The sequence below is a fragment of the Massilia rubra genome (assembly GCF_011682065.1).
In the GTDB taxonomy this organism is placed as follows: domain Bacteria; phylum Pseudomonadota; class Gammaproteobacteria; order Burkholderiales; family Burkholderiaceae_D; genus Telluria_A; species Telluria_A rubra.
In genome coordinates this window covers 163,135-186,576 of sequence record NZ_VUYU01000010.1, presented here as the reverse complement: position 1 = coordinate 186,576, position 23,442 = coordinate 163,135, and the positions used below count along the sequence as shown (strand labels likewise).

25 protein-coding genes are annotated in these 23,442 nt (G+C 63.2%); 14 read left to right on the top strand and 11 right to left on the bottom strand.

Going from position 1 to position 23,442, the window contains the following annotated elements:
• Nucleotides 1-54 precede the first annotated feature (54 nt).
• On the bottom strand, nucleotides 55-987 hold the full coding sequence (gene puuE, locus F0185_RS17365; protein ID WP_167226476.1) for an allantoinase PuuE: 933 nt from the start codon (nucleotides 985-987) through the stop codon (nucleotides 55-57).
• A 121-nt stretch (nucleotides 988-1,108) separates the two neighbouring features.
• Between puuE and uraH the strand changes: the two genes are divergently transcribed.
• From uraH to F0185_RS17340, 5 genes are all read left to right on the top strand, one after another.
• Nucleotides 1,109-1,462 carry a hydroxyisourate hydrolase gene (uraH, locus tag F0185_RS17360; RefSeq protein WP_167226474.1) on the top strand — a complete coding sequence of 118 codons (354 nt, stop codon included), beginning with the start codon at nucleotides 1,109-1,111 and terminating at the stop codon, nucleotides 1,460-1,462.
• Between the two features lie 66 nt (nucleotides 1,463-1,528).
• Nucleotides 1,529-2,089: an ATP-dependent Clp protease proteolytic subunit gene (locus F0185_RS17355; protein WP_167226472.1), complete on the top strand. Its 561-nt coding sequence runs from the start codon at nucleotides 1,529-1,531 to the stop codon at nucleotides 2,087-2,089.
• Nucleotides 2,090-2,281: 192 nt separating this feature from the next.
• Nucleotides 2,282-3,562 carry an HlyC/CorC family transporter gene (locus tag F0185_RS17350; RefSeq protein WP_167226470.1) on the top strand — a complete coding sequence of 427 codons (1,281 nt, stop codon included), beginning with the start codon at nucleotides 2,282-2,284 and terminating at the stop codon, nucleotides 3,560-3,562.
• Nucleotides 3,563-3,825: 263 nt separating this feature from the next.
• A complete protein-coding gene (gene pilB, locus F0185_RS17345) occupies nucleotides 3,826-5,514 on the top strand; it encodes a type IV-A pilus assembly ATPase PilB (RefSeq protein ID WP_229477063.1) in 1,689 nt (562 codons plus the stop codon).
• A gap of 11 nt (nucleotides 5,515-5,525) precedes the next feature.
• Nucleotides 5,526-6,746, top strand: a complete 1,221-nt coding sequence (locus F0185_RS17340) for a type II secretion system F family protein (RefSeq protein ID WP_167226466.1) — start codon at nucleotides 5,526-5,528, stop codon at nucleotides 6,744-6,746.
• 200 nt (nucleotides 6,747-6,946) lie between these two features.
• Here the strand turns inward: F0185_RS17340 and F0185_RS17335 are convergent, their stop codons facing one another.
• Entirely contained in the window at nucleotides 6,947-7,714 is a 768-nt protein-coding gene (locus tag F0185_RS17335) for a DUF3800 domain-containing protein (RefSeq protein WP_223164524.1), read from the bottom strand.
• Nucleotides 7,715-8,068: 354 nt separating this feature from the next.
• On the opposite strand from F0185_RS17335, the gene F0185_RS17330 reads away from it, so the two are divergent.
• From F0185_RS17330 to F0185_RS17310, 5 genes are all read left to right on the top strand, one after another.
• Nucleotides 8,069-8,962, top strand: a complete 894-nt coding sequence (locus tag F0185_RS17330) for a prepilin peptidase (RefSeq protein ID WP_167226464.1) — start codon at nucleotides 8,069-8,071, stop codon at nucleotides 8,960-8,962.
• Between the two features lie 2 nt (nucleotides 8,963-8,964).
• The gene (coaE, locus tag F0185_RS17325; RefSeq protein ID WP_167226462.1) at nucleotides 8,965-9,609 is read left to right on the top strand and encodes a dephospho-CoA kinase; all 645 of its coding nucleotides are present in this window, start codon (nucleotides 8,965-8,967) and stop codon (nucleotides 9,607-9,609) included.
• 79 nt (nucleotides 9,610-9,688) lie between these two features.
• On the top strand, nucleotides 9,689-10,444 hold the full coding sequence (gene zapD / locus F0185_RS17320; RefSeq protein WP_166894242.1) for a cell division protein ZapD: 756 nt from the start codon (nucleotides 9,689-9,691) through the stop codon (nucleotides 10,442-10,444).
• Nucleotides 10,445-10,459: 15 nt separating this feature from the next.
• Nucleotides 10,460-10,645: a DNA gyrase inhibitor YacG gene (gene yacG / locus F0185_RS17315; RefSeq protein ID WP_167226460.1), complete on the top strand. Its 186-nt coding sequence runs from the start codon at nucleotides 10,460-10,462 to the stop codon at nucleotides 10,643-10,645.
• Between the two features lie 115 nt (nucleotides 10,646-10,760).
• Nucleotides 10,761-11,912 (top strand): sensor histidine kinase, encoded by a 1,152-nt coding sequence (locus F0185_RS17310; protein ID WP_167226458.1) that lies wholly within the window; start codon nucleotides 10,761-10,763, stop codon nucleotides 11,910-11,912.
• Nucleotides 11,913-11,931: 19 nt separating this feature from the next.
• Here the strand turns inward: F0185_RS17310 and F0185_RS17305 are convergent, their stop codons facing one another.
• The 4 genes from F0185_RS17305 to argJ are packed head-to-tail and all read right to left on the bottom strand — an operon-like array spanning nucleotide 11,932 to nucleotide 15,775.
• Nucleotides 11,932-13,188, bottom strand: coding sequence for a D-amino acid dehydrogenase (locus F0185_RS17305; RefSeq protein WP_167226456.1), 1,257 nt, complete (start codon nucleotides 13,186-13,188; stop codon nucleotides 11,932-11,934).
• Nucleotides 13,189-13,242: 54 nt separating this feature from the next.
• Nucleotides 13,243-13,653, bottom strand: a complete 411-nt coding sequence (locus F0185_RS17300) for an NUDIX domain-containing protein (protein ID WP_166894236.1) — start codon at nucleotides 13,651-13,653, stop codon at nucleotides 13,243-13,245.
• Nucleotides 13,650-14,528, bottom strand: coding sequence for an ATP-binding protein (locus F0185_RS17295; protein WP_167226454.1), 879 nt, complete (start codon nucleotides 14,526-14,528; stop codon nucleotides 13,650-13,652). The genes F0185_RS17300 and F0185_RS17295 overlap by 4 nt, the downstream gene beginning before the upstream one ends.
• Nucleotides 14,529-14,536: 8 nt before the next feature.
• Nucleotides 14,537-15,775 (bottom strand): bifunctional glutamate N-acetyltransferase/amino-acid acetyltransferase ArgJ, encoded by a 1,239-nt coding sequence (gene argJ, locus F0185_RS17290; protein WP_167226452.1) that lies wholly within the window; start codon nucleotides 15,773-15,775, stop codon nucleotides 14,537-14,539.
• Nucleotides 15,776-15,972: 197 nt separating this feature from the next.
• Between argJ and F0185_RS17285 the strand changes: the two genes are divergently transcribed.
• The 4 genes from F0185_RS17285 to F0185_RS17270 all read left to right on the top strand — a co-directional run bounded on the left by F0185_RS17285 (nucleotide 15,973) and on the right by F0185_RS17270 (nucleotide 20,476).
• Entirely contained in the window at nucleotides 15,973-16,530 is a 558-nt protein-coding gene (locus F0185_RS17285; RefSeq protein WP_167226449.1) for a hypothetical protein, read from the top strand.
• 85 nt (nucleotides 16,531-16,615) lie between these two features.
• Complete coding sequence (locus F0185_RS17280) at nucleotides 16,616-17,686, top strand: hypothetical protein (protein ID WP_167226447.1); 1,071 nt, start codon at nucleotides 16,616-16,618, stop codon at nucleotides 17,684-17,686.
• A 168-nt stretch (nucleotides 17,687-17,854) separates the two neighbouring features.
• On the top strand, nucleotides 17,855-18,967 hold the full coding sequence (locus F0185_RS17275; protein ID WP_167226445.1) for a hypothetical protein: 1,113 nt from the start codon (nucleotides 17,855-17,857) through the stop codon (nucleotides 18,965-18,967).
• Nucleotides 18,968-19,171: 204 nt separating this feature from the next.
• Nucleotides 19,172-20,476 carry a DUF945 family protein gene (locus F0185_RS17270; protein ID WP_167226444.1) on the top strand — a complete coding sequence of 435 codons (1,305 nt, stop codon included), beginning with the start codon at nucleotides 19,172-19,174 and terminating at the stop codon, nucleotides 20,474-20,476.
• 121 nt (nucleotides 20,477-20,597) lie between these two features.
• Here the strand turns inward: F0185_RS17270 and F0185_RS17265 are convergent, their stop codons facing one another.
• Genes F0185_RS17265 through F0185_RS17245 form a run of 5 tightly spaced genes read right to left on the bottom strand, consistent with a single transcriptional unit; the run spans nucleotide 20,598 to nucleotide 23,442 of the window.
• A complete protein-coding gene (locus tag F0185_RS17265; protein WP_167226442.1) occupies nucleotides 20,598-20,969 on the bottom strand; it encodes a hypothetical protein in 372 nt (123 codons plus the stop codon).
• A complete protein-coding gene (locus tag F0185_RS17260) occupies nucleotides 20,966-21,322 on the bottom strand; it encodes a DUF192 domain-containing protein (protein WP_167226440.1) in 357 nt (118 codons plus the stop codon). Before F0185_RS17260 ends, F0185_RS17265 begins: the two co-directional genes overlap by 4 nt.
• A 2-nt stretch (nucleotides 21,323-21,324) precedes the next feature.
• Nucleotides 21,325-22,047 carry a TadE family protein gene (locus F0185_RS17255; RefSeq protein ID WP_167226438.1) on the bottom strand — a complete coding sequence of 241 codons (723 nt, stop codon included), beginning with the start codon at nucleotides 22,045-22,047 and terminating at the stop codon, nucleotides 21,325-21,327.
• A complete protein-coding gene (locus tag F0185_RS17250) occupies nucleotides 22,044-22,559 on the bottom strand; it encodes a tetratricopeptide repeat protein (protein WP_167226436.1) in 516 nt (171 codons plus the stop codon). Before F0185_RS17250 ends, F0185_RS17255 begins: the two co-directional genes overlap by 4 nt.
• Before the next feature lie 10 nt (nucleotides 22,560-22,569).
• On the bottom strand, nucleotides 22,570-23,442 hold the full coding sequence (locus F0185_RS17245; RefSeq protein WP_167226434.1) for a type II secretion system F family protein: 873 nt from the start codon (nucleotides 23,440-23,442) through the stop codon (nucleotides 22,570-22,572).

Genomic DNA, 23,442 nt, shown 5'->3' with positions numbered 1-23,442 from the left:
CCAAGGCATCCGCAGTTATATCTATTTGGAGATGTCTGTTATCACCCAAAAGCACTATGCCGGGTGGACGGTCTTCCAATGCTCGGCGATATCGATGCGGCGCGTGATCCAGACCTTGTCGTGGCCCTGCACGTAATCGAGAAAGCGCGCCAGCGCCGCCGAGCGCCCGGGGCGGCCCACGATGCGGCAATGCAGGCCGATGGAGAGCATTTTCGGCTGGTTCATGCCATCCGGGTCGCCTTCGGCGTACAGCACGTCGAAGGCGTCTTTCAGATAATCGAAGAACTGGGTGCCGGAGTTAAATCCCTGCATGGCGCAAAAGCGCATGTCGTTGGTGTCGAGCGTGTACGGCACCACCAGGTGCGGCGTGACACCGCCCGCGTGCTCGACCTGCTGCCAGAACGGCAGGTCGTCGCCGTAGTGATCGGCATCGTAGGCAAAACCGCCATGCTCGACCACCAGCCGGCGCGTGTTGGGCGAGTCGCGCCCGGTGTACCAGCCCAGCGGCGCAGACCCGGTCAGCTCGCGCATGATCTGCACGGCCTCTTGCATGTGGGCGCGCTCGGTCGCTTCGTCCACGTTTTGGTAGGAAATCCACTTCAGGCCATGGCAAGCGATTTCGTGGCCCAGTTGCTGGAAGGCCGCCACCGCCTCCGGGTTGCGCTTGAGCGCCATGGCCACGCCGAACACGGTCAGCGGCAGCTTGCGCTCTTCGAACATGCGCAGCAGGCGCCACAGGCCGGCGCGCGAGCCGTATTCGTAGAGCGACTCCATGCTCATGTGGCGCATGGGAAAGGCCGCCGCGCCGATGATTTCGGAAAGAAAGGTTTCGGAGGCGGGGTCGCCATGCAGCACATTGTTTTCGCCGCCCTCTTCATAGTTGAGCACGAACTGCAGCGCCACCCGCGCCTGGCCCGGCCATTGTGGGTGGGGCGGCGTGCGCCCGTAGCCGGCCAGGTCGCGTGGATAGTTGTCATAAGTCGTCATGAGGGGGCTCGGGATGGAAGTAGGTGCATGGAGGGTATAGTTGTCATCATATAGCGGCGTTCGCATGCCGGTATATGATCAGCCAGATAACATGCCGCATTTTGATCATATAGGAAGGATTATGGGAAAACTTAGTACGCACGTGCTTGACACGACGCAAGGCAAGCCCGGGAACGGCGTGGTAGTCGAACTGTATGCGGTCGCTGCCGGCGCGCGCACCCTGCTCAAGACCGTCACCACCAACCGCGACGGCCGGGTCGACACGCCCCTGCTCGAAGGCGAGGCCATGCTGGCCGGGCGCTACGAGCTGGTGTTTGCCGCCGGCGATTATTTTGCCGCCCAGGGCGTGAAGCTGCCCGAACCGCGCTTCATCGACCAGGTGACGCTGGCCTTCGGCATCGCCGATCCGGCCCAGAATTATCATGTGCCGCTGGTGGTGACGCCGTGGTCGTATTCCACTTACCGGGGCAGTTGAACGCCAACGAAACCATGCGGCGGGCAAAAACTTGCTATTCTTGGGCGACGAGCTCCAGGAGAGATAATGTCGCTGCACATCGTTCACTTTATCGGCCCCATCAACCATAGCGCGGTGTGCGCGGTCCGCAACCTCTGCCTGCAGGCCCTGCAAAGCGGCGCCAGCGAGATCGAGCTGCACATGTCGACCGAAGGCGGCAACATGACCGCCGGCTTCGCGTTGTATTTCTTCCTCAAGTCGCTGCCCCTGCCGCTGACCACCCATAACATCGGCAGCGTCGAATCGGTCGGGGTGGTGATTTTCCTGGCCGGCGCCAAGCGCTATGCCTGTCCCGGCACGCGCTTCCTGGTCCATCCCCTGCACTGGGGCTTCGGCAGCCTGGTCGCGGCCGACCACTCGCGCGTGAGCGAGTGGCGCGACTGCCTCGATTTCGATGCCGAACGCTATGCCTGCATCTTCGAGGAAGCGACCAGGTCAGCCGGGGTGCAGGACGATATCCGCACCAATCTGTTCGGCAACGCGCGCATCTACGACGCCACCCAGGCGGTCGAGGCGGGCATCATCCACAAGGCCGTGCAGGCGCGCCTGCCGGCTGCGGGAACCACCTCGCACTGGTGGAACGGCTGACGGCGCCTGCGCTGATACAGGGCGAATAGTTGCCGCACTACGTGACGCACATAATTCTAGTCAAACTTGCACGGAAACGGACCTTGACTTAAAATCAGCAGCTCTGCGGTTGCCGTTCCGGCGACACACCATTCTGGGCTTGGCCCGCTTTCGATGCTCCCCTGTTCTTCTACCGCTGCCGCACACTGACCCTTGGATACCGTGTCACCCTGGGTGCTTGTCGCCGCGCTGGTTTTGCTGATCCTGTGTTCAGCCTTTTTCGCCATGGCGGAAACGGCGCTCATGGCCGCCAACAAATTCCGCCTGCGCAGCCTGGCCAAGCGCGGCCACCGCGGCGCCATCACCACCTTGTGGCTGCTCGAGCGCACCGACAAGCTGCTCTCGCTGATCCTCATCGCCAATACCCTGGTCAACGCCATGGCGACGGTGCTGGCCACCGCCATTGCGATTTTACTGTTCGGCTATGAAGAGAGCGTCATTGCGATCGCCATCGCGCTGCTGGTGTTCGTGCTGATCGTGTTCGCCGAAATCGCGCCCAAGTTCATCGGCGCCACCTATCCCGAAACCATTTCGCTGGTCGCCAGCACCCTGCTCAAGCCGATGATGGCGGCGGCCAAGCCGCTGATCTGGTTCGTCAACCTGTTCGTGCGCCTGTTCTTGACTATTTTGCGCGTCAAGCCGGCCGACAGCGCCGCCCAGAACCGCGTCTCGCCCGACGAATTGCGCGCCATCGTGCTCGAAGGCGGCAATTTCATTCCGCAAAAGCATAAAAGCATCTTGCTCAACCTGTTCGACCTCGACACCACGTCGATCGAAGACATCATGACCCCGCGCGCCCAGATCGAGGCGCTCAACCTGGCCGTCCCGGTCGCCGAGCTCAAGGCCCAGCTGACCAGGTGCTATCACAACAAGCTGCCCGTGTATGAAGGCGAGATCAACCACATCATCGGGATCTTGCATGTGCGCCATGCGATCGCCCTGCTCAACGAGGAAGAGGAACTGACCATCGCGCATTTCCGTGGTTTGCTGACAACACCGTACTTCATCCCGCAGGACACCAGCGTCTTTACTCAGCTACAATATTTTCAAGAAAACAAAGAACGCCTGGGCATCATTGTCGACGAGTACGGCGAAGTGCAGGGCCTGGTCACCCTCGACGATATCATCGAAGAAATGATCGGCGACTTCACCACCTCGGCGCCCGGCGCGGCGCCAGGCGACAAGGTCTGCTGGGATGCGCGCGGCGAATGTTTGTTGGAAGGCACGGCGCCCCTGCGCGAGATCAATAAACGGCTGGGACTGGCGTTTCCGCTGGACGGTCCCAAGACCGTCAACGGCCTCATGCTGGAGCAATTGCAGGAAATTCCCGAGGCCCCGATCAGCATGAAAATCGGCAACGTGGCGATCGAAGTCATCCAGGTGCAAAACCAGGCGATCAAGCTGGTCAAGCTGACCCGCCCTCCGGCGCGCTGAGACAGTCCCTAATCAGACTGTCACCAACAATTCCACTCCAACCATAGAAGTTCCAAAACACAAAATAACGTTCCATTTTGGCTACGTGGTATGGTTGCCTCCCCCATGCAGCAAACACTTTACAAATGTGATGCCCGGAGGCATGATCCAAGGCAGTTCGCCGCAACAGTCACTACTGGACGGCGCTTTGTCGTTCCCCTGTACTCTTTAAACCAAGCGCGCATATGGCTGCAGTCCTCCCCAATACGACCCCCGGAACCCCGATGCCGGGCCTGGCCCGCGCCTTGATGCAGGCGGGCCGCCTCAGTGCGCAGCAGGCCGATTCGCTGCACAAGAAGTCGCTGGCGGACAAGAGCCCCTTCATCGATACCCTGCTGCTGACCGGCACCTTCGACTCGCGCACGCTGGCCGCCTTTTGCGCGGAAACCTTCGGCTACCCGCTGATGGACTTGCAGAGCTTTAATGTCGACGTGCTGCCGGCCAACGCCATCGACGGCAAGCTGATGCAGAGCCAGCGCGTGATCGCCCTGGCCAAGCGCGGCAACAAGATGTCGGTGGCCATTTCCGACCCGACCAATATCCAGGCCCTGGACCAGATCAAGTTCCAGAGCGAAGCCTCGGTCGAGCCGGTGATCGTGCTGCACGACGTGCTGCTGGCGCTGCTGGCCAACCTGGGCCGCAACGCCGAAACCAGTCTCGCCGACATGGTGGGCGACCAGGAAGAAATCCAGTTCGGCGAGGACGACGCGCCCACCACGGTGGTCGACACGGGCGCGGCCGAAATCGAAGACGCACCGATCGTCAAGTTCCTCAACAAGATCCTGACCGACGCGATCAACCTCGGCGCGTCCGATATTCACTTCGAACCGTTCGAAAAATTCTACCGCATCCGCTTGCGCGTGGACGGCATGCTGCGCGAGCACGCGCAGCCGCCGATCACCATCCGCGACAAGCTGGTCTCGCGCATCAAGGTGCTCTCCAAGCTCGACATTTCCGAAAAACGCGTGCCGCAGGATGGCCGCATGCGCCTGATCCTCTCGCCCACCAAGGCGATCGACTTCCGGGTCAGCACCTGCCCCACCCTGTTCGGCGAAAAGACCGTGATGCGGATCCTGGACGCCACCCAAGCCCAGATGGGCATCGACGCGCTCGGCTACGATCCGGACCAGAAAGAGTTGCTGCTCGAAGCGATCCAGCGCCCGTACGGCATGGTGCTGGTGACCGGCCCGACCGGTTCCGGCAAGACGGTGTCGCTGTACACCTGCCTGAATGTGATCAACAAGCCGGGCATCAATATTTCGACCGCGGAAGACCCGGCCGAGATCAACTTGCCCGGCGTGAACCAGGTCAACATCAACGACCGCTCCGGCCTGACCTTCCCGGTCGCGCTCAAGTCCTTCCTGCGCCAGGATCCGGACATCATCATGGTCGGCGAGATCCGCGACCTGGAAACGGCCGACATCGCCATCAAGGCTGCGCAAACGGGCCACATGGTGTTCTCGACCCTGCACACCAACGATGCGCCATCGACCCTGACGCGCCTGATGAACATGGGCGTGGCTCCCTTTAACATCGCCTCGTCGGTGATCATGATCACGGCGCAGCGCCTGGCGCGACGCTTGTGCACCTGCAAGAAACCGGTCGAGACCAGCCGCGAAATCCTGCTCGCGGCCGGCTTCAAGGACGACGAACTGGAAGGCGGCTGGAAGCCCTACGGTCCGGTCGGCTGCGACCGCTGCATGGGTGGCGGCTACAAGGGACGGGTCGGCATCTACCAGATCATGCCGATTACCCCGGCGATCGAAAAAATCATTCTGGCGCACGGCAATTCGATGGAAATTGCCGCGCAATCGGAGCTGGAGGGCGTCAAGTCCCTGCGCCGCTCCGGCCTGATGAAAGTAAAGCAAGGCTTGACCAGTCTTGAAGAAGTTCTCGGCTGCACCAACGAATAGGAAAATACAGTATGGCACTCGCTCAAACCAAAACCGCCGCCAAGGAGTCGGTCTACGCCTGGGAAGGCAAGGACAAGACTGGCAAGACAGTTCGCGGCGAACTGCGCGCCGGCGGCGAAGCCGTGGTCAACGTGACCTTGCGGCGCCAGGGCGTGATGGTGACCAAGGTCAAGAAAAAGCGCTATCGCAGCGGTAAGAAAATTACCGACAAGGATATTTCCCTGTTCACGCGCCAGCTGGCCACAATGATGAAGGCCGGCGTGCCGCTGCTGCAATCGTTCGACATCGTCGGCAAGGGCCACTCGAATCCCTCGATGTCCAAGCTGATCATGGAACTGCGCGGCGATATCGAAACCGGTACCAGCCTGAACAATGCTTTCCGCAAGTATCCGCTGTATTTCGACCCGCTGTTCTGCAACCTGGTCGGCGCCGGCGAACAGGCCGGTATTCTGGAAGACTTGCTCACGCGCCTGGCGATCTACAAGGAAAAGACCCTGGCCATCAAGGCCAAGATCCGCTCGGCGCTGATTTATCCGGTGTCGATCCTGGGGATCGCGTTCATCGTCACGGCCGTGATCATGATCTGGGTGGTGCCGGCGTTTAAGACGGTGTTCGAGAGCTTCGGTGCCAACTTGCCGACCCCGACCGTCATCGTGATGGATATCTCGGACTTCTTCGTCACGTACTGGTGGGCGATTTTCGGCTCCCTGTTCGCCGGCCTGTACTTCTTCTTCCAGGCCTGGCAACGCTCGGCCAAGATGCAGCGTTTCATGGACCTGGCCCTGCTCAAGGCGCCGATTTTCGGTTCCGTGGTCCGCAAGGCGGCCATTGCGCGCTGGACGCGCACCCTGGCCACCATGTTCGCGGCCGGCGTGCCGCTAGTCGAAGCGCTCGACTCGGTCGGCGGCGCGGCCGGCAATGCCCTGTACCTGGAAGCGACCAAGAAAATCCAGAACGAGGTCAGCACCGGTACCAGCCTGACCGTGGCGATGCAGAACGCCAATGTGTTCCCGCCGATGGTCACCCAGATGGTGGCCATCGGGGAAGAATCGGGCGCGCTCGATTCGATGCTGGGCAAGGTCGCCGGCTTCTTCGAAGATGAAGTCGACGAAGCGGTCGCTTCGCTCGCTTCGCTGATGGAACCGCTGATCATGGTGATCCTGGGCGTGATCATCGGCGGCCTGGTCGTTGCCATGTACCTGCCGATCTTCAAGCTGGGCGCGGTGGTGTAATCGCCCGACTGCAAGCGTTCATTATCGTTTGCAGTTGTTCATCGTCGTTTGCAGTAGGCGCTCACATAGTTGCAGTGCCTACTGCATTCATCGTGCGGTGGTTTCCAGTGGGGCTCATGGGAGCCTCGCGTCGCGCATGTATGTCCGGCCTGTCGGATCTGCCCATCTTGAGACAAGGCTTGCCGCGTCAACGATTTCCCTTACCTTTGACAGCGTTGAAAACGGAGAGGGTGCGCAGTGTCACAAAGCATGAAGCCATGTTTGACGCCGTCCTCGATGTCGAAGCGATCCTTCAGAATGTCCCAGTACTGGGAATCGGCATGCTCAAAGTGGCGAAAGATCGAATAAGCGACCAAGTCCGCAAGTTGAATCAGGCGACTGGCGCGTGAGTCCAGAAATACCGGAACTTCCGCGTAATTGCGCGTCTTTCCGAAAGTATGGCCGTTATGCTTGAACTCTCTTGCAAGCGTCTGCAATCGCTTTTCCGTGCTTGACTCGTCAAACAGCATCATGCCGCGTTGCGGATCATGGTGTTTGGTGTGGCACCGTTGCAAGAAAAGATCGAAGCGCCTTGCAAGCTGTTCAAAGCAAAGCTCAACCGGCTCCCTGCCCGTGATGGCGGACTTCTCGACCACGCAAGCAAACAGCCTCACGCCTTTTTGCTGTTGCATGACGCCAGCGTTCAGCGCCTCTTTGATGAAACCCTCTCGCGTCGCGAGATCGAATTGACGCCAAAAACCTTTGCCAGATCGCATGGGTGAACCGTGCAGTTCGCGATCATCAAAAGCGATCGGATCAGCCTTCTTCGCAATCTGATCCAAGGCCAGTTCGATCCAATGCGTGGTACGTTCAAAGACGGAAACACCTGCCAACACGAAATAGCGCTGGCTGGCGTCTGTTACCGAACCAGACTCATCTACATAGAGTAAATGCACCGTCGCTTTTCCTTCCACAAAAAAACGGGCCACCAGAATTGGTAGCCCGTAGGAAAAAGGTGAGCCAGGTGGAACAAACGTCCATCGCACCGCACAGGGCAGCGCTCCCGACCCATCTGAAAATTATATCCTACCTTTGCAGGCATTTCTGATCGCCGGACGGGACCTGTGAGAAAAGTCAAGTAGTGCTCTTTGCCAATCATACTTACCTTGACCTGACACGCCTGCCGGCCTCCCGTATCGGCGCGCGGCGCCGGCGGCGGTCCAAATGCGACAACATTGGCCTGGCGCCCCGCCAGAAGGCCATCGGCCTTCCCCAAAGCGGCTGAACCCCCTAAAATAGATTGTTGTACAGAACTGCTTGATCAATTCATAACGTGGAGCATCATGCTACCGGAAACACTTTTGTTCGCCGCCCCCGGCTCCCTGGGCCCGGCCCTCGTCGCCGGCCTGTTCGGCCTGCTGATCGGCAGCTTCCTGAATGTCGTCATCTACCGTCTTCCCAAGATGATGGAGCGCGACTATAACGATTACCTGGCCGGCGAATACGGCTGCGGCTGCGGTACCCGCAAGGCGCACACCGACACCTTCAACCTGATGGTGCCGCGCTCGGCCTGCCCGCATTGCGGGCACCGCATCGGCGCGCTGGAAAACATTCCGGTGATCAGCTACCTGATGTTGGGCGGCAAGTGCAAAGGCTGCAAGGCGAAAATTTCGCCGCGCTATCCGCTCATCGAACTGGCCAGCGGCCTGCTCTCGGCCCTGCTGATCTGGACCTTCGGCAGCGACTATACCGGGCTGGCCACCCTGGTCTTCCTGTACCTGCTGATCGCGATGACCTTCATCGACGCCGACACCCAACTGCTGCCCGACGAGCTGACCTATCCGCTGCTGTGGATCGGCCTGTTGCTCAATATCCAGGGCCGCTTCGTGCCGCTGCAGGACGCCGTCATCGGCGCTGCGGTCGGCTATCTGGCGCTGTGGTCGGTGGCGACCTTGTACGAGAAGCTGCGCGGCCAGGTCGGCATGGGCCATGGCGACTTCAAGCTGCTGGCCGCGCTCGGCGCCTGGATGGGCTGGAGCATGCTGCCGAGCGTGATCCTGATTTCATCGGCGGTCGGCTCGGTGGTCGGGATCTGCCTGATCGTGTTCGGCGGGCGCGAGCGCAACGTCAAGATTCCCTTCGGTCCCTACCTGGCGGCGGCCGGCCTCATCGTGATGATATACGGCAAACAAATCGCCGGCGTGACCGATGTCGTCATCAAACACTGGGTCCAGTAACAATGACTAGCGCCTCGCCTGGGGCCGCACAGCGCGGCAAGTTCAGCGTCGGCCTGACCGGCGGCATCGGCTGCGGCAAGACGGCCGTGTCGGACCGTTTCGCCGCGCTCGGCGCGAGCATCATCGATACCGATCTCATCGCCCACGCCCTGACCGCCCCCGGCGGCGCCGCCATGGATGCCCTGCTGCAAGAATTCGGTCCGGCCTTCGTCAGCGCCGACGGCGCCCTCGACCGCGTGCGCATGCGCGAACTGGTGTTTTCCGAGCCGCCCGCCAAGGCGCGCCTGGAAGCGATCCTGCATCCGCGCATCCGCGCCGCCACCGCGGCGGCGGCGCTTGTTGCCAGCGGTCCCTATCTGATCTACGTGGTACCGCTGCTGGTCGAGTCCGGCGGCTGGCGCGAGCGGGTCGACCGCGTGCTGGTCATCGATTGCCCAGAAGAAATGCAAATCGCGCGCGTGATGCGCCGCAACGCCATGAGCGAAGCCCAGGTGCGCGCCATCATGGCCACCCAGGCCAGCCGCGCCGAACGGCTGGCGCAAGCCGACGATGTCGTGTCCAACGATGGCGACCTGGAAGCCCTGGACCGTCAAATTGCTCTATTGCATGCCCAATATCTGGCATTTTGCGGGAGAATGGCACGATAACCGGTGCGGCGTTTGTAATTTTGCCTCGCTTGGTTCAGAATCACGGGATTCTTCTCCTGCCATGTAAAGGGATGTCATTTTGATCGTCTACGAATACCCTTTCAACGAGCGCATACGCACGTTGTTACGGCTGGAAGACCTGTATGAGAAGTTCAAGTTCTTTGTGCATCAGGAACATGCAATGCAGCATCACGTTGCCCTGGCCACCATTTTCGACATGCTCGAAGTGGCCGGCCGCGCCGATCTCAAGAGCGATCTGCTGCAGGAACTCGAACGCCAGAAGCAAAGCTTGCTGAGCTACCGGTCGAATCCGAACGTGGCGGCCGACATGCTCGACGCCGTCCTGCTCGAGGTCGAAACGGTCAGCGCCGCGCTGGTCGCGGCCCAGGGCAAGACCGGCCAGAACGTGCGCGACAACGAATGGCTGATGAGCATCCGCGGGCGCACCATCATTCCCGGCGGCGCCTGCGAATTCGACCTGCCGTCCTACTACGCCTGGCAAAAACGCCCGGCCGAACAGCGCTTCAACGATATCGTCAACTGGTTCGCCCCGCTCGCGCCCCTGTTCGACGCCTTGGCCCTGGTGCTGCGCCTGCTTCGCGACTCGGGCGGCCCGGTCAAGATGATCGCCATCGCCGGCAGCTATCAGCAAATGCTCCAAGGCAAGGTCTATCAGATGTTGCGCCTGACCATGGATGAGTCGATGGGAGCGATCCCCGAGATTTCCGCCAACAAGTACATGTTGTGGGTCCGTTTCACCACGCAGGGCGGGGATTTGAAGCCCAAGCCGCTGGAAGAAGACGTCCCGTTCGAGCTCACGCTCTGTAATTTTTAACTGTTTGATGTTGCCATGACCGTCGTCAGCTGCCCCACCTGCGCCAAAAAAGTCGAATGGACCGAGGCCAATAAATTCCGCCCCTTCTGTTCCGAACGTTGCAAACAGATCGACCTGGGCGCCTGGGCCGAGGAAAAATACACCATTCCCGGCGCCGCCCCGTCCGACCCCTTGCTTGACGACGAGAACCTGCCACAGTAGCGTCGCCAGGGCGGCGCCACTGCGTCTTTGCCGCAGTGGCCGTAAAAGCGCTTACAATGGCTGACCGCCCACCATGCAAAGGATGCAATACCATGTCAATGCCACAGGCATACCGATGAGACTCGACCGTTTCATCAAAGAGCGCATGGAAGCAATCCTGACGGAGTGGGAGGCGTTTGCCCAGACCCTGCTGCCGGCCGCCAGCCAGATGACCGACCTGGCGCTGCGCGACCACGCGCGCCAGATCCTGCAGGCGATTGCGCTTGACATCGAAACCTCGCAGAACCCGCAACAGCAGATCGCCAAGTCGCAGGGCCTCGCGCCCGACACGGTCGAGGGCGAGAGCGCCGCCTCGATCCACGGCGCGCTGCGCCAGGCCAGCAATTTTTCCCTGCTCCAGCTCAGCGCCGAATTCCGCGCCCTGCGCGCCACCGTGCTGCGCCTGTGGCTGCCGCAGGTACAACGCATGACGTCCGACGTGGCCGACGAAATGGTGCGCTTTAACGAAGCCATCGACCAGGCCTTGGCCGAATCGGTGGTGACGTATTCGGCGCGCGCCGACCACATGCGCGAACTGTTCCTGGCCATCCTCGGGCACGACCTGCGCGCGCCGCTGTCGAGCATGTCGATGGCGGGCGAGCTGCTCAGCCGCAAACAGGTCGACGCCGCCCAGGCCAGCGAAATCGGCGGCAGGGTCAAGCGCGGTGCGCGCCTGATGAGCAGCATGGTCGATGACCTGATCGGCTACACCCGCACCCAGCTCGGCGGCGGCATGCCGACCGTGCTGCGCGAGGTCGACCTGGGCGACGTCTGCCGCGCCGCGCTGGCCGACGCCCACGCCACCCATCCGGCCACGCGCTTCGAGCTCGAGGCCGACGAGGCGATCAAAGGCCAGTATGACCCCGTGCGCCTGCACCAGTTATTGACCAACCTGATGGTCAACGCCGCCCAGTACGGCACGCGCGGCGCCGCCGTGCGCATCGTCGCGCGCGCCCATCCCGACGCGGTGACGGTGGCCGTGACCAATGACGGTCCGGTGATTCCGCCCTCGGCGCTGGAGAGTATTTTCAGTCCGCTGATTCAGTTGCCGGGCGACGGCGAAGCCGAGGCACGCCCGCGCACCAGCCTGGGACTGGGTTTGTTCGTCGCGCGCGAAATCGCCGCGGCCCATGGCGGGACCTTGAACGTCACCTCCAGCGCGGAGTGCGGCACCACCTTCACGGCGCACCTGCCGCGCGCGCCGAAGGCGCAGCTGGCCAACGCCTGAGCGGGCGCCGCCGCGCGCGTCAAGCGCCGTAGCGGCTCATGAACAATCCCTCGGTATCGATCTCGGGCGCGCGTCCCGACACCAGATCGGCCAGCACCCGCGCCGAACCGCACGACATGGTCCATCCCAGGGTGCCGTGCCCGGTATTGAGAAACAGGTTGCGATAGCGGGTCGGCCCGATCACCGGCGTGCCGTCCGGCGTCATCGGACGCAGCCCGCACCAGAACGTCGCCTTTTCCACATCGCCCCCGCCCGGAAACAACTCGCTCACCGCATGCACCAGGGTGGCGCGGCGCGCCTCGTGCAGGCGCAGGTCGTAGCCGGCGATTTCGGCCGTGCCGCCCACCCGGATCCGCTCGCCCAGGCGCGTGATGCCGACCTTGTAGGTCTCTTCCATGATGGTCGATTCGGGCGCGCTGGCCGCGTCGATGATCGGCAAGGTGATCGAATAGCCTTTGACCGGATACACCGGGATCTTGATCCCCAACGGCGCGAGCATCAGCGGCGAGTAACTCCCCAGCGCCATCACAAAGGCGTCCGCTCTTAATTCGCCCAGCGAGGTGTCGACCGCCGTGACCGCGCCGCCCTCGTGCAGCAGGCGCCGGATCTCGACGCCGTTGCGGAAAACGACGCCCGCGTCGGACGCCATGCGCGCCAGCGCCTGGGTGAACTTGAAGCAGTCGCCGGTTTCGTCACAAGGCAGGTGCAGGCCGCCGACGATCTTGCCGCGCACGCGCGCCAGGGCCGGCTCCACCGCTTCGCAGCCGGCGGCGTCGAACAGCGCATACGGCACCCCGTAGCGCTTGAGCACCGCGATATCGTCCTGCGCTTCGTCGAGCTGGCGCGGATTGCGGAACACCTGCAAGGTGCCCTTGCTGCGATGGTCGTAGGCGATGCCGGTCTCCTCGCGCAGCGCGATCAGGCAATCGCGGCTGTACTCGGCCAGGCGCACCATGCGGCTCTTGTTGACGGCGTAGCTGGCCGGATTGCAGTTGCCCAGCATCTGCAACAGCCAGCGCCACATGCGCGGATCGAACGAAGGGCGCACCACCAGCGGACTGTGTCGCATGGCCAGCCAGCGCAAGGCCTTGAGCGGGATGCCCGGCGCGGCCCACGGCGCGGCCATGCCCGACGAGACTTCGCCGGCGTTGGCGAAACTGGTCTCCAGCGCGGCGCCGTCCTGGCGCTCGACGACGGTCACTTCATGGCCGGCCCTGGCCAGGAAATAGGCCGACGTGGTACCGACCACGCCACTACCGAGCACGATAATTTTCACGGACTTCCTTGCGGTGCGTTGGTTTGCCGAAGCGGCAAATACAGGTGAAAATGCTTACGGGTAGCGCACCTGGTCGAGGCATGCGAGCAGCGGAATGGTGGCCGGCAGCAGCGGCGACACGCCGACCACGCCCTGCCACGCAAAGGCCTGCCCTTCGAGGCTTTGCGGTTCGCCGCGCCACTGGCGGCAGATAAAGAAGTGCAGGCGCACGTGCGCGTGTTCGTACACGTGCTCGACCCCGCACCATTCGCTCGCGCTCAGGATATGAACGCCAAGCTCCTCGACGAATTCGCGTTTGAGCGCGTCGAGTATGGCTTCGCCGGTTTCCACTTTCCCACCCGGGAATTCCCAATAGCCGTCGTACGGTTTGCCGGCGGGACGCTGGCCAAGCAGCACGTCGCCATTGGGTTTCATCAAAATGCCGACCGCGACATCGATCGGTTTTTTACTGGTCGATTCAGTCATTCGGGCAGCCTTCCCGCGTAGTCGCGCGCGAACTGCCACGCCACCCGGCCCGAACGCGAACCGCGCTGCAAGGCCCATTGCAGGGCCTCGGGGCGCGCTTGCTCGATCTGCTGCGCGCTGCAGCCGAAACTGGCCAGCCAGTGCGCCGCGATATCGAGGTAGTCGTCCTGCTTGAACGGATAGAACGACAGCCACAGGCCGAAGCGCTCGGACAGCGAAATGCGCTCTTCGACCGTCTCGCCCGGATGCAGGTCGCCGTCGTCACCGTGCTTGTAGCTGGCGTTGTCGCTGGTTTTTTCCGGCAGCAGGTGGCGCCGGTTCGAGGTGGCGTAGATCAGCACATTGTCCGACTGCGCCGCGATCGAGCCGTCCAGCGCCACCTTGAGCGCCTTGTACCCGGCCTCGCCTTCTTCGAACGAGAGGTCGTCGCAAAAGATGATGAAGCGCTCGGGGCGTCCGGCCACCAGGTCGACGATGTCGGGCAGTTCGGCCAGGTCGGCCTTGTCGACTTCGATCAGGCGCAGGCCGTCGGCGGCGAACTGGTTCAGGCACGCCTTGATCAGCGACGACTTGCCGGTCCCGCGCGCGCCGGTCAGCAGCACATTGTTGGCCGGGCGCCCCTGCACGAACTGGCGCGTGTTGCGCTCGATCTGCTGCTTTTGCGGCCCCACGTTGTGCAGGTCCGACAGGGCGATGGTGGCCGCATGCAGCACCGGCTGCAGGTAATTGACGGTGCTGCCGGGGCGCTTGCGCCAGCGGAACGCGGTGCCCGAGCGCCAGTCGGGCATGCGCGGGTAGGCCGGCGGCAGCACCGCCTCGACCCGCTGCAACAGCGCCTCGGCGCGGCGCAGGAATTGTTCGAGTGGCGTCGTCAAGGCGCGACTCAGGAACGGTAGTCGGCGTTGATGGTCACGTACTCGTGCGACAGGTCGCAGGTCCAGACGGTGGCGCTGTGGGCGCCGCGCCCGAGGCGCACGCGCACCGTGATTTCGCTCTTTTGCATCACGCGCTGGCCGTCGGCTTCCTGGTAGGCCGGATTGCGCCCGCCGCTTTTGGCCACCAGCACGTCGTCGAGGTACAGATCGAGCTTGGTGACATCGAGGTCGTCCACGCCGGCGTAGCCGATCGCGCACAGGATGCGGCCCAGGTTCGGGTCGGACGCGAAGAACGCGGTTTTCACCAGCGGCGAATGGGCGATCGAATAGGCGATCTTGCGGCACTCTTCCATGTTGCCGCCCTCTTCCACCGTGACGGTGATGAACTTGGTGGCGCCTTCGCCGTCGCGGATGATCATCTGCGCCAGCGAACGGGCGATCTCGGTGACCGCGGTTTTCAGTTCGGCGTATTCGGTCGAATCGGTGTTGGCGATGGCCAGGCTGCCGGTGCCGGTGGCGATCAGCATGAACGAATCGTTGGTCGAGGTGTCGCCGTCGATGGTAATGCAGTTGAACGAATGGTCGGCCGCGTGCTTGACCAGTTCATTCAAGACGTCCTGCGACACTTTGGCGTCGATCGCCAGGTAGCCGAGCATGGTGGCCATGTTCGGGCGGATCATGCCGGCCCCTTTGCTGATGCCGGTCATGGTCACGCTGTGGCCGCAGATGTCGACCGTGCGCGAGGCCGCTTTCGGCTGGGTGTCGGTGGTCATGATCGCCTCGGCGGCGTTGAACCAGTTGTCCGCTTTCAGGTTCCCGATGGCCGCCGGCAGCGCGCCGACGACTTTGTCGACCGGCAGCGGCTCGAGGATCACGCCGGTCGAAAACGGCAGGATCTGGTGCGGCTCGCAGGCGAGCAGCCTGGCCAGCGCGGCGCAGGTGGCGTTGGCGCTGGCAAGGCCGGTCTCGCCGGTGCCGGCGTTGGCGTTGCCGGTGTTGACCACCAGCGCGCGGATCGGCGCGCCGCCGGCGGCAACGGCCGCCAGGTTGGCTTTGCAGACCTGCACGGGAGCGGCGCAAAAGCGGTTGGTGGTGAACACGCCGGCCACGGTGGCCGTGTCGGCCAGCTTCATCACCAGGATGTCCTTGCGGTTGGGCTTTTTGATGCCGGCTTCGGCAAAACCGATCTCGATCCCGTTGACGGGATTCAGGTCGGCGGCGACGGGCAGAGGGGAATTGACGGCCATGGCGGATTCTCTAGCGTGGAAGTGGGAAGACGCTATTGTAACGCTTGAAACGATATGCGGGAGGCAACTGCAAGCGGACGGCGACGGGGGCCGCAACACCGCCCCATCGAGGCGGCAGGCAACTTATAGTAGTATTGAAATATTGCCATGAAATCAAGCCGGATGCGCCTTCAATCAATCACCGCAAGGGAGCGAACATGGGTTCTTTTTACACCAGCCACACAGTGCGCGGTCCGAGCCAGCAGGCCGTGCTGGCCCATATGACCGAGCGGCGCGCCTTCGTCTCGCGCGAGGAAGACGGCAATCTCACGGTGCTCGACGAAGCGAGCGAATGCCAGGACCCGCAGGTGCTCGGGGCACTGGCGCAAAGCCTGTCGTCCTTTTTCGCCTGCCCGGTGCTGGCGCTGCTCAATCACGATGACAATTTCCTGTACCTGGAGCTGTACGAGAACGGCGCGAAGACCGATCAGTACAACTCGAATCCGGCGGCGTTTTCGGAAGACGACGAGGACGGATTCGGCGTGCCGCAAGGCGGCGACGCAGCGCGCCTGTGCGCCGCGTTCGGCGTGGCCGATGTCGGCGCGGTCGAGGCCGTGCTGCGCGACGAGTCGTTCATGATGGCGGTGGAACGGCACGAACGCCTGGCCGAAGCGCTCGGCCTGCCGGCGTTCTCGGTGGGACTCGGTTTCACCTATGCCGAGGCCGACGACGGAGTGCCGGAAAACTGCTTCGTGCCCAGCGCCGCCGCCGCGTAGGCGGGGCCGGCCCGCTGTGATGCGCTGTGATGTTTACCCGCCGTGGAGACGATCCGCGCCCTTATCGACCATTGAAAGAACCATCATGACAATCATTGCGCGTATTTTCCTGGGGATGCGCTCGCTCCTGGTGCTGGCCGGCCTGTCGGCGAGCCTGTGCAGCCATGCCGCCTTTGCGGCCGGGAACGAGGGTGTAACCCCGGACGCGGAAGCACGCGCCCAACAAGAGATCGCACAGGAAACCTCGCGCCATGTGTTGGCGGGCGACTTCGAGCGCCTCGAAACGCTGCACCTCAGGCTGAACCGACCCGGCGAGCGCACCCCGAGCGGAATCTGGAAGCTCGCCATCTATTACAATCAGCTGCGCAGCTTCCGCACCCAGGTCCCGGACATGAATGATTGGCTTGAGATGCAAGGCCAGGCCAATCAGTGGCAGGCCCGCTATCCGGACTCGGTGCCGGCGCGCTTGTTGGATGTGTACGTGAAACTGGAACTGCTGGAGATAACGCGCGCCGGCCGCCCCCTCGGCAAACTGAAGGTGGTGGAGCGCCGCATCCTCGATGCCTACGCGATCAAGGCCATGCAGATGCTGGAAGATACCCGGCGCCTCGCCGTCCAAGCCAACGATCCGGAATGGCACCGCGCCATGCTCAACGTGGCGCCGTACATGCGTAACATGTCCGCCAACGGCTACCGCGAAAAGGTGCGGGAGGCGCTGGCGCGCCACCCGGACTATCACGAAGCCTACTTCACCGCCGCGCTGTACTCGCAGCCACGCTGGGGCGGCACGCGCGACGGCGTGGCGCGCCTGGCCCATGACGCCAGCCATGCCGGGAGCAAGGAATCGCCCTCGATGTATGCGCGCATTTTCTGGGCCATGGACCAGCGCGCGTACCAGGGACGCCTGTTCGATGCCGGCGGCGCCGACTGGCCAAGCATGCGCGCCAGCTTCGAGCACATGGTCGCGCAGTACCCGGGCGCGTGGAACCTGAACGGGTTCGCCTACTTTGCCTGCATGGCCAACGATTACAAGACCATGGACACCCTCGTCGAACGCATCGGCCCCGGGCTGGTCCCCGCCCTCTGGGGCGCCGGTGGCCAGGCAACGCACGCGCGCTGCCTGGCGCACCAGGCCCCTGCCGCAGCGCGCCTGTAGGACGGCGTGCGCCCGCCCGGCCGCGGCCGCGCAGCGCTACCCGTATCCGCCCTGCCCGCGCCCGGCGTCATCTCTTGCGTTTTCGCAGATCGTAAAGAGTTGCACGCTGTCATTATTTCCCTGCCGTGGATGCGTTTCAAGGCGCGATCCGGCACTGAAAGGGACATCATGACGACAATTTCGCGCATTTCCCGGGGCGCCCGCGCCTTCCTCGCGCTGGCGTGCCTGTCGGCGGCCCTGTGCAGCCACGCCGCCGCGCCGGCCGCAACGGACAATCCGCCGGCGGATGCGGAAACGCACGCGCACGAAGCGATCAAGCAGGAAACCGAGCGCTATCTGGTGGCGGGCGACTTCCGGCGCCTGGAAGCGCTGTATCGCACCCTGAACCACGCCGGCCAGCGCACCCCGAGCGGGCTGTGGAAACTGGCGATCTTCTACAACCAGCTGCGCCGTTTCGGCACCCACACCACCGACATGGACTATTGGGAGGCGGTGGAAGAGCAGGCGCGCAATTGGCAGGCCGGCTATCCGAAGTCGGTGCCGGCGCGCCTGTTCGGCGTCTACCTGCAACTGGGGCGGCTGCATGTGGCGCGCGGCAGCGGCTTGCTCAGCAAGCTGCCGGAGCAGCAGCGCGACGCCGTCTCGTACGGCGCCGAGGTGGCCATGCGCATGCTGGAAAAAACCCGGGTCCTGGCCGAGCGGGCCAACGATCCGGAATGGCATCGCGCCATGCTCAGCGTGGCGCCCTACGTGGACGGCATGTCGGCCGAGGGTTATCGCAAGAAGGTGCGGCAGGCGCTGGCGCGCCATCCGAACTATCACGCCGCCTACTTCACCGCCGCGCTGTACTCGCACCCGCGCTGGGGCGGCACGCCCGATGGCGTGGCGCGCCTGGCGCACGATGCCAGCCATGCCGCCGGCAGGGAGCAGCCGTCGATGTATGCGCGCATTTACTGGTTCATGGACCAGAGCGAGTATCACGGGCGCCTGTTCGACGCCGGCCGCGCCGACTGGCCGACCATGCGCGCCAGCTTCGAACACCTGGTCAACTTGTACCCGGCCGCGTGGAACCTCAATGCGTTCGCCTACTTTGCCTGCATGGCCAAGGATTACGAGGCCATGGACGCCATCGTCGAGCGCATCGGCGCGCAGCTGATCTTCGACGTCTGGGGCACTGACGGCGAGGCAACGCAGGCGCGCTGCGCCGCGCACCGCGCGCCCGGCGCGGCGGTCCACGTGATCGAGGCGGCGCTACCCGGGCACACTGCGCCGCGCTCGTAGGGGTGCGGCACCGGGATGGCTGCAACGACTTGCACGCCCGGGCCGCGCTGGCTGGGCGGGGCGGCAACGCGCCCCTGCCCGCTGTCGCAAGACAAAGCGGAACCTTCCAGCCGTTGCGATTTAGCAACGATAAACATGCTTAATGACAAGTAAACACATTTGCCGGATAATGTTTAACATTATCTATTTATCAATCAATTTCCAGTGAAAAAACTTCTCCTGTGCGCGGCCCTGATGGCCTCCTTCCCGGCCATGGCCGCCAATGCCACCGACAACGCCAAGGCGCCCGCCGCCAAGACCGAGTCGAACATGGCCGACGCCATGGAAGCGGCCACACTCGAACTCGAGCAGAGTTTCGGTACGGCCAAGGGCAATCCGATTCCTATTTTCGACAAGCTGGCTGTGTACGAGTTCAGCGCACCGACCGGCGAGAAGCTGAAAAAAGTCTTCGGTTCGGCCCGTCCGTACACGCTCACGCGCGCGCCGGCCGCAGGCGGCATGATCGCTTTCGATTTCTCGGTGCCCGCGCACAATTACGCCGACCTGAACGAGCAAAACTGGTCGTGGAGCGCGCTCAAGCTCCATATGCTTACCGACGAGGCCGGCCGCACCATGACCAGCACCGGAAGCTGGCCGGTATTCATGTTCGACAGTAAATCGGGCAAGGGGATCGTCAACAATATCACCCTGGAAAGCAAGCAAAGCCGCAACAGCGACGACGTCTGGATTGGCGCGGCACGCGTGGAGGCCAAGTCGATCGAGATGAGCGGCAAGGACAAGCCGTTCAGCATAAAAATGGACAAGCTGTCGGTCTCGTCCGTGGTTGAGCCGAACGGCAAGGATTACGACCTCGCCAGCGACTTGCGCATCGAACTGATCACGGTCATGGACGAAAAAATCGAGGACTTGCGCGCGTCCCTGCGCATGAGCAAGCTCGACCTGAAAGCGTTCGAGCAATTAAGCAGTGAGATCAGGAAAAAAACCAAGCCGGGCGCCGAGCCGAAGCTGGACGAGTTCGGCCCGCAGATCAAGGCCTTCGCCAAGGGCATGTCCGCGCGCGGCACGGCGATCGAGTTGACCGAGATGAGCGTGGGCTACCTGGGTCACCGCGCACTCCTGAAAGGCCGCTTCTCCCTGGGCAAGACGGTCGAGAGCGACTTTAAAACGACCACCGCGCTGGTCAAGAAAATGGATGCGCGCTTCGAAATGCGCGTGCCGGTCGCGCTGGTGAGCGCCGTGACGCGCAAGATCACGCTGTCGCAGGCTGAAAAGCAGGCCGACAAGCCATCGCCTGAAGCGATCGACGCCACCGTCAAGTCAATGACCGACACGTACGTGACAATGGCCGTCGATGCGGGCTATGCGCGCCTGGACGGCGATGTGCTGGTGTCGATGCTCGACTACAAGGCAGGCAAGCTGACGGTCAACGGCAAGGCCATCGCCATGCCGGGCGGCGCTGGCAAGACGCCGGCCGCTGGCGGCAAGAAGCGGGCGCGCCGCAGCAAGTAAGCAGCACCTGAGCAGCACCTGAGCAGCACCTGAGCGGTAACCAAGCCAGGCATCAACCGGCGGCCATCGCACGATGGTCGCCGCGTCTGCCACCGCCTTGCGCGGCATACGCGACCAGCGCTTAGCGAATGCTGCGCAGTTCACGTCGCAGCGCCGCCAGATTGGCGATATGACGATGGCGCGCATCGTCGTCGGCGCCATGTTCACGGGCAGCCGTCAACGCCTTCTGTTCCGAGACCAATTCGTTTTCCAGGATCGCGCGGCGATCGATGTCGCGCTCCTGTTGCGTGTGCGGATCGACCCTGGGGAACGATGCCGCTGTCGCACCGCGCAGCGGGACTGACGGGGAGAACGGCGTTGTGGTGAGCCCGGGTTTGGGCGCCACATTGCTCAATACGGTCACACCGCTGGCCGGATCGACGCGAACATGGATTTCAGCCTGCGCGGGCGGCAGCGCCGCCAGCATCGCTATCAGCAGGGATACGCGGATCATGGCGCCACGGCCAGACGGTGGCTTGCCAGCCTGGCCAGGCGTTGGTCCACTGCCAGCCCGGCCCGCAGCGCTCCGCCACCGGCAAGTTCGAGGCAGGCGTACGCGCGCCGCGCGGCCCGCACGCGCCACGGCTTGACGTCGCGGTGGATCGCCAGGATCAGCCCTTCACTGTCGAGAAACACGACATCGATGGCGAAGCGCATGAACAAGGTATGAATGTTGGAACACGGCGCCAGCAACAGCCCCTCGTCCGGCGCCAGCGCGCGCCGTCCCAGCAAGCCGACCAGGCGCGCGCCAAACGAGTACGCTACGCTGATTCGAATGCCACGCACCTCGACGCACCGCTTATCCATGCTCATTTCTCCAGTTTACCGCGTTCCGGCGGCACGGTGATGCGCACCACCGATTGCGACAGGATCGGGATTGCGTTGATGGCATAACAGGTGAGGTGATCGACGCTATGATCGGACCGCAAGTCGCTGGTTAGTACCTTGATGATCATGCTGTCGATGACCGGAATGATCATCTGGTAGCAGTAGCGCGTTTCGATCTTGAGCAGCAGTGCATCGGAACGCTGCTGCTGCGATTTTCCGCCCATGGCATTGTTGGCGTACAGGCCGTCCACGGGAATAATCTGCGCCTTGTCCGAGGCACGCGTGATCTGGAAGTCGTCGAATGACTTGCTGGTCGGGTTGAGGACCGTGATGCGGTGCATTTTCAAGCCCTCGGTCTCCAACCTGGCACGCGCAATCGCGGACAGGCCGACGCTCCCGTAGTTCGATTGCGCGTCGGCGAAGCCCGCATCGCTGATACGCCGCAACCCGCTGGTAGCGTACAAGGGCGCGATGTGCAAGGCAAAAGCGCGGCGCATCTCGCCCATGTCCAGCCCCGAGGCCGCTCCGGCGCGGGCGGCGGCGAGCGTGGCGACATTGGCCGTGTTCTTGGCCACCATGAACAAACCCAGTTGCAGTATCGCCATGAACAAGGGAACCAGAACCCAGAACGCGATGATGTAGAACTCGATCGTCGCGGCGCCGCACTGAGCGCGCACGCGGCCGGCGCCATCACGCCGTGTCACTGCAACGGCTCCGGCGCGGCCTGCGGTGAGCTCGGCGCCTGTGGGCCAAGCGCATGATCGACATCGCGCATCAGCGCTTGCAGCGCTTGCCGGTTCGGCGCGGCGACATCGCCGCTGCGCACGGCGATGCCGGCCGCGCCGCGCAACAAGATCGCGTGGGCCAGCGCCAGGTTGGCATGGGCCTTGGCCATGCCCGGCTCGACCCGCAAGGCTTGTTCGAACGCGCCCTGGGCCTGGCGCACCTGGTTGGTGCGCAGGTACACGGTGCCGAGCCGGAACCAGGCTGTGGCGTTGGCGGGAAAGGCATGCACGATCTGCACGTAACGCAGCTCGGCATCGCCAAAACGGCCGGCGCCGATTTCCTGCTCGGCCCGCGCGGCCAGTTGCATCATCTGTGCCTCGCTCATCGGGCCGGCAGCATGCGGCGCCGGCGCCGGCGTGGCGCAAGCGAACAGAAAGGAACTGCAGCACATCAGCGCTGCGCGAACAACGGCGTTGCCTGGCTTGAGCATCAAGGCCTCCTCAGTTGATTGCGCCCAGCATCTTGACCACGATGGGAAAACCGATCACGACGAAGGTGCAAGGGAAAATACACAGGATCAGCGGGCCGAGCATCTTGACCGGTGCTTCCATGGCCAGCTTCTCGGCGCGCGAAAAGCGCTCGTTGGTGCGCTGGGTCGACTGCGCGCGCAGCACCATGCCGAGGCTGGCGCCGGTCTTTTCGGCCTGGACCAGTGCGCTGATGAGGGAGCTGACGGCGGCGTTGTCGAGCCGCTCCTCGAGCATGCGCAGCGCGTCGATGCGGTTGCGTCCAGAGCGGATCTCGCGCAGCAGGCGGGCAAAGGCGCGGCGCAAGGCATTGTCGGGCGTTTTCTCGACGGCGATGTTCATCCCCACGGTCAGGTTGCAGCCCGATTCAATGGCCAGGGTCAGCATGTCGAGAAAGGCCGGCAGGTTTTTCAGCACGTCGATCTCGGTGCGCTTGATGCGGTCGCGCATCCAGATTTCGAGGTACCAGAAACCGAACAGGAAGCCGGCCATCGGTATCACCAGGCCCTTCGCCCCCACCCATAAGGCCAGCAGCGTGACCATGGCGCCGATCAGGCACGCATACACGACCTTCGACGCAAACCACTGCTGGGGCGAGAGCGCATAATCGAGTTCCACCTTGCGCAGCCGGCGGATGGTCTTCTCGCGGTACTCGACCGACAGCAAGGGACCAAGATAATGGGTGACCAGGACAATCAGCGGCCAGACACGCGCCATGGCCGGTGGCGGCTTGTCGGCATAGGTGCGGTCTTCGACTTCGACCGCGGTGACGATCCGGTAAGCGAATACCGCGCCGAACATCATGGCCATCGCAAACGCGCCGGCGAGCAGGTACATTTCGATCAT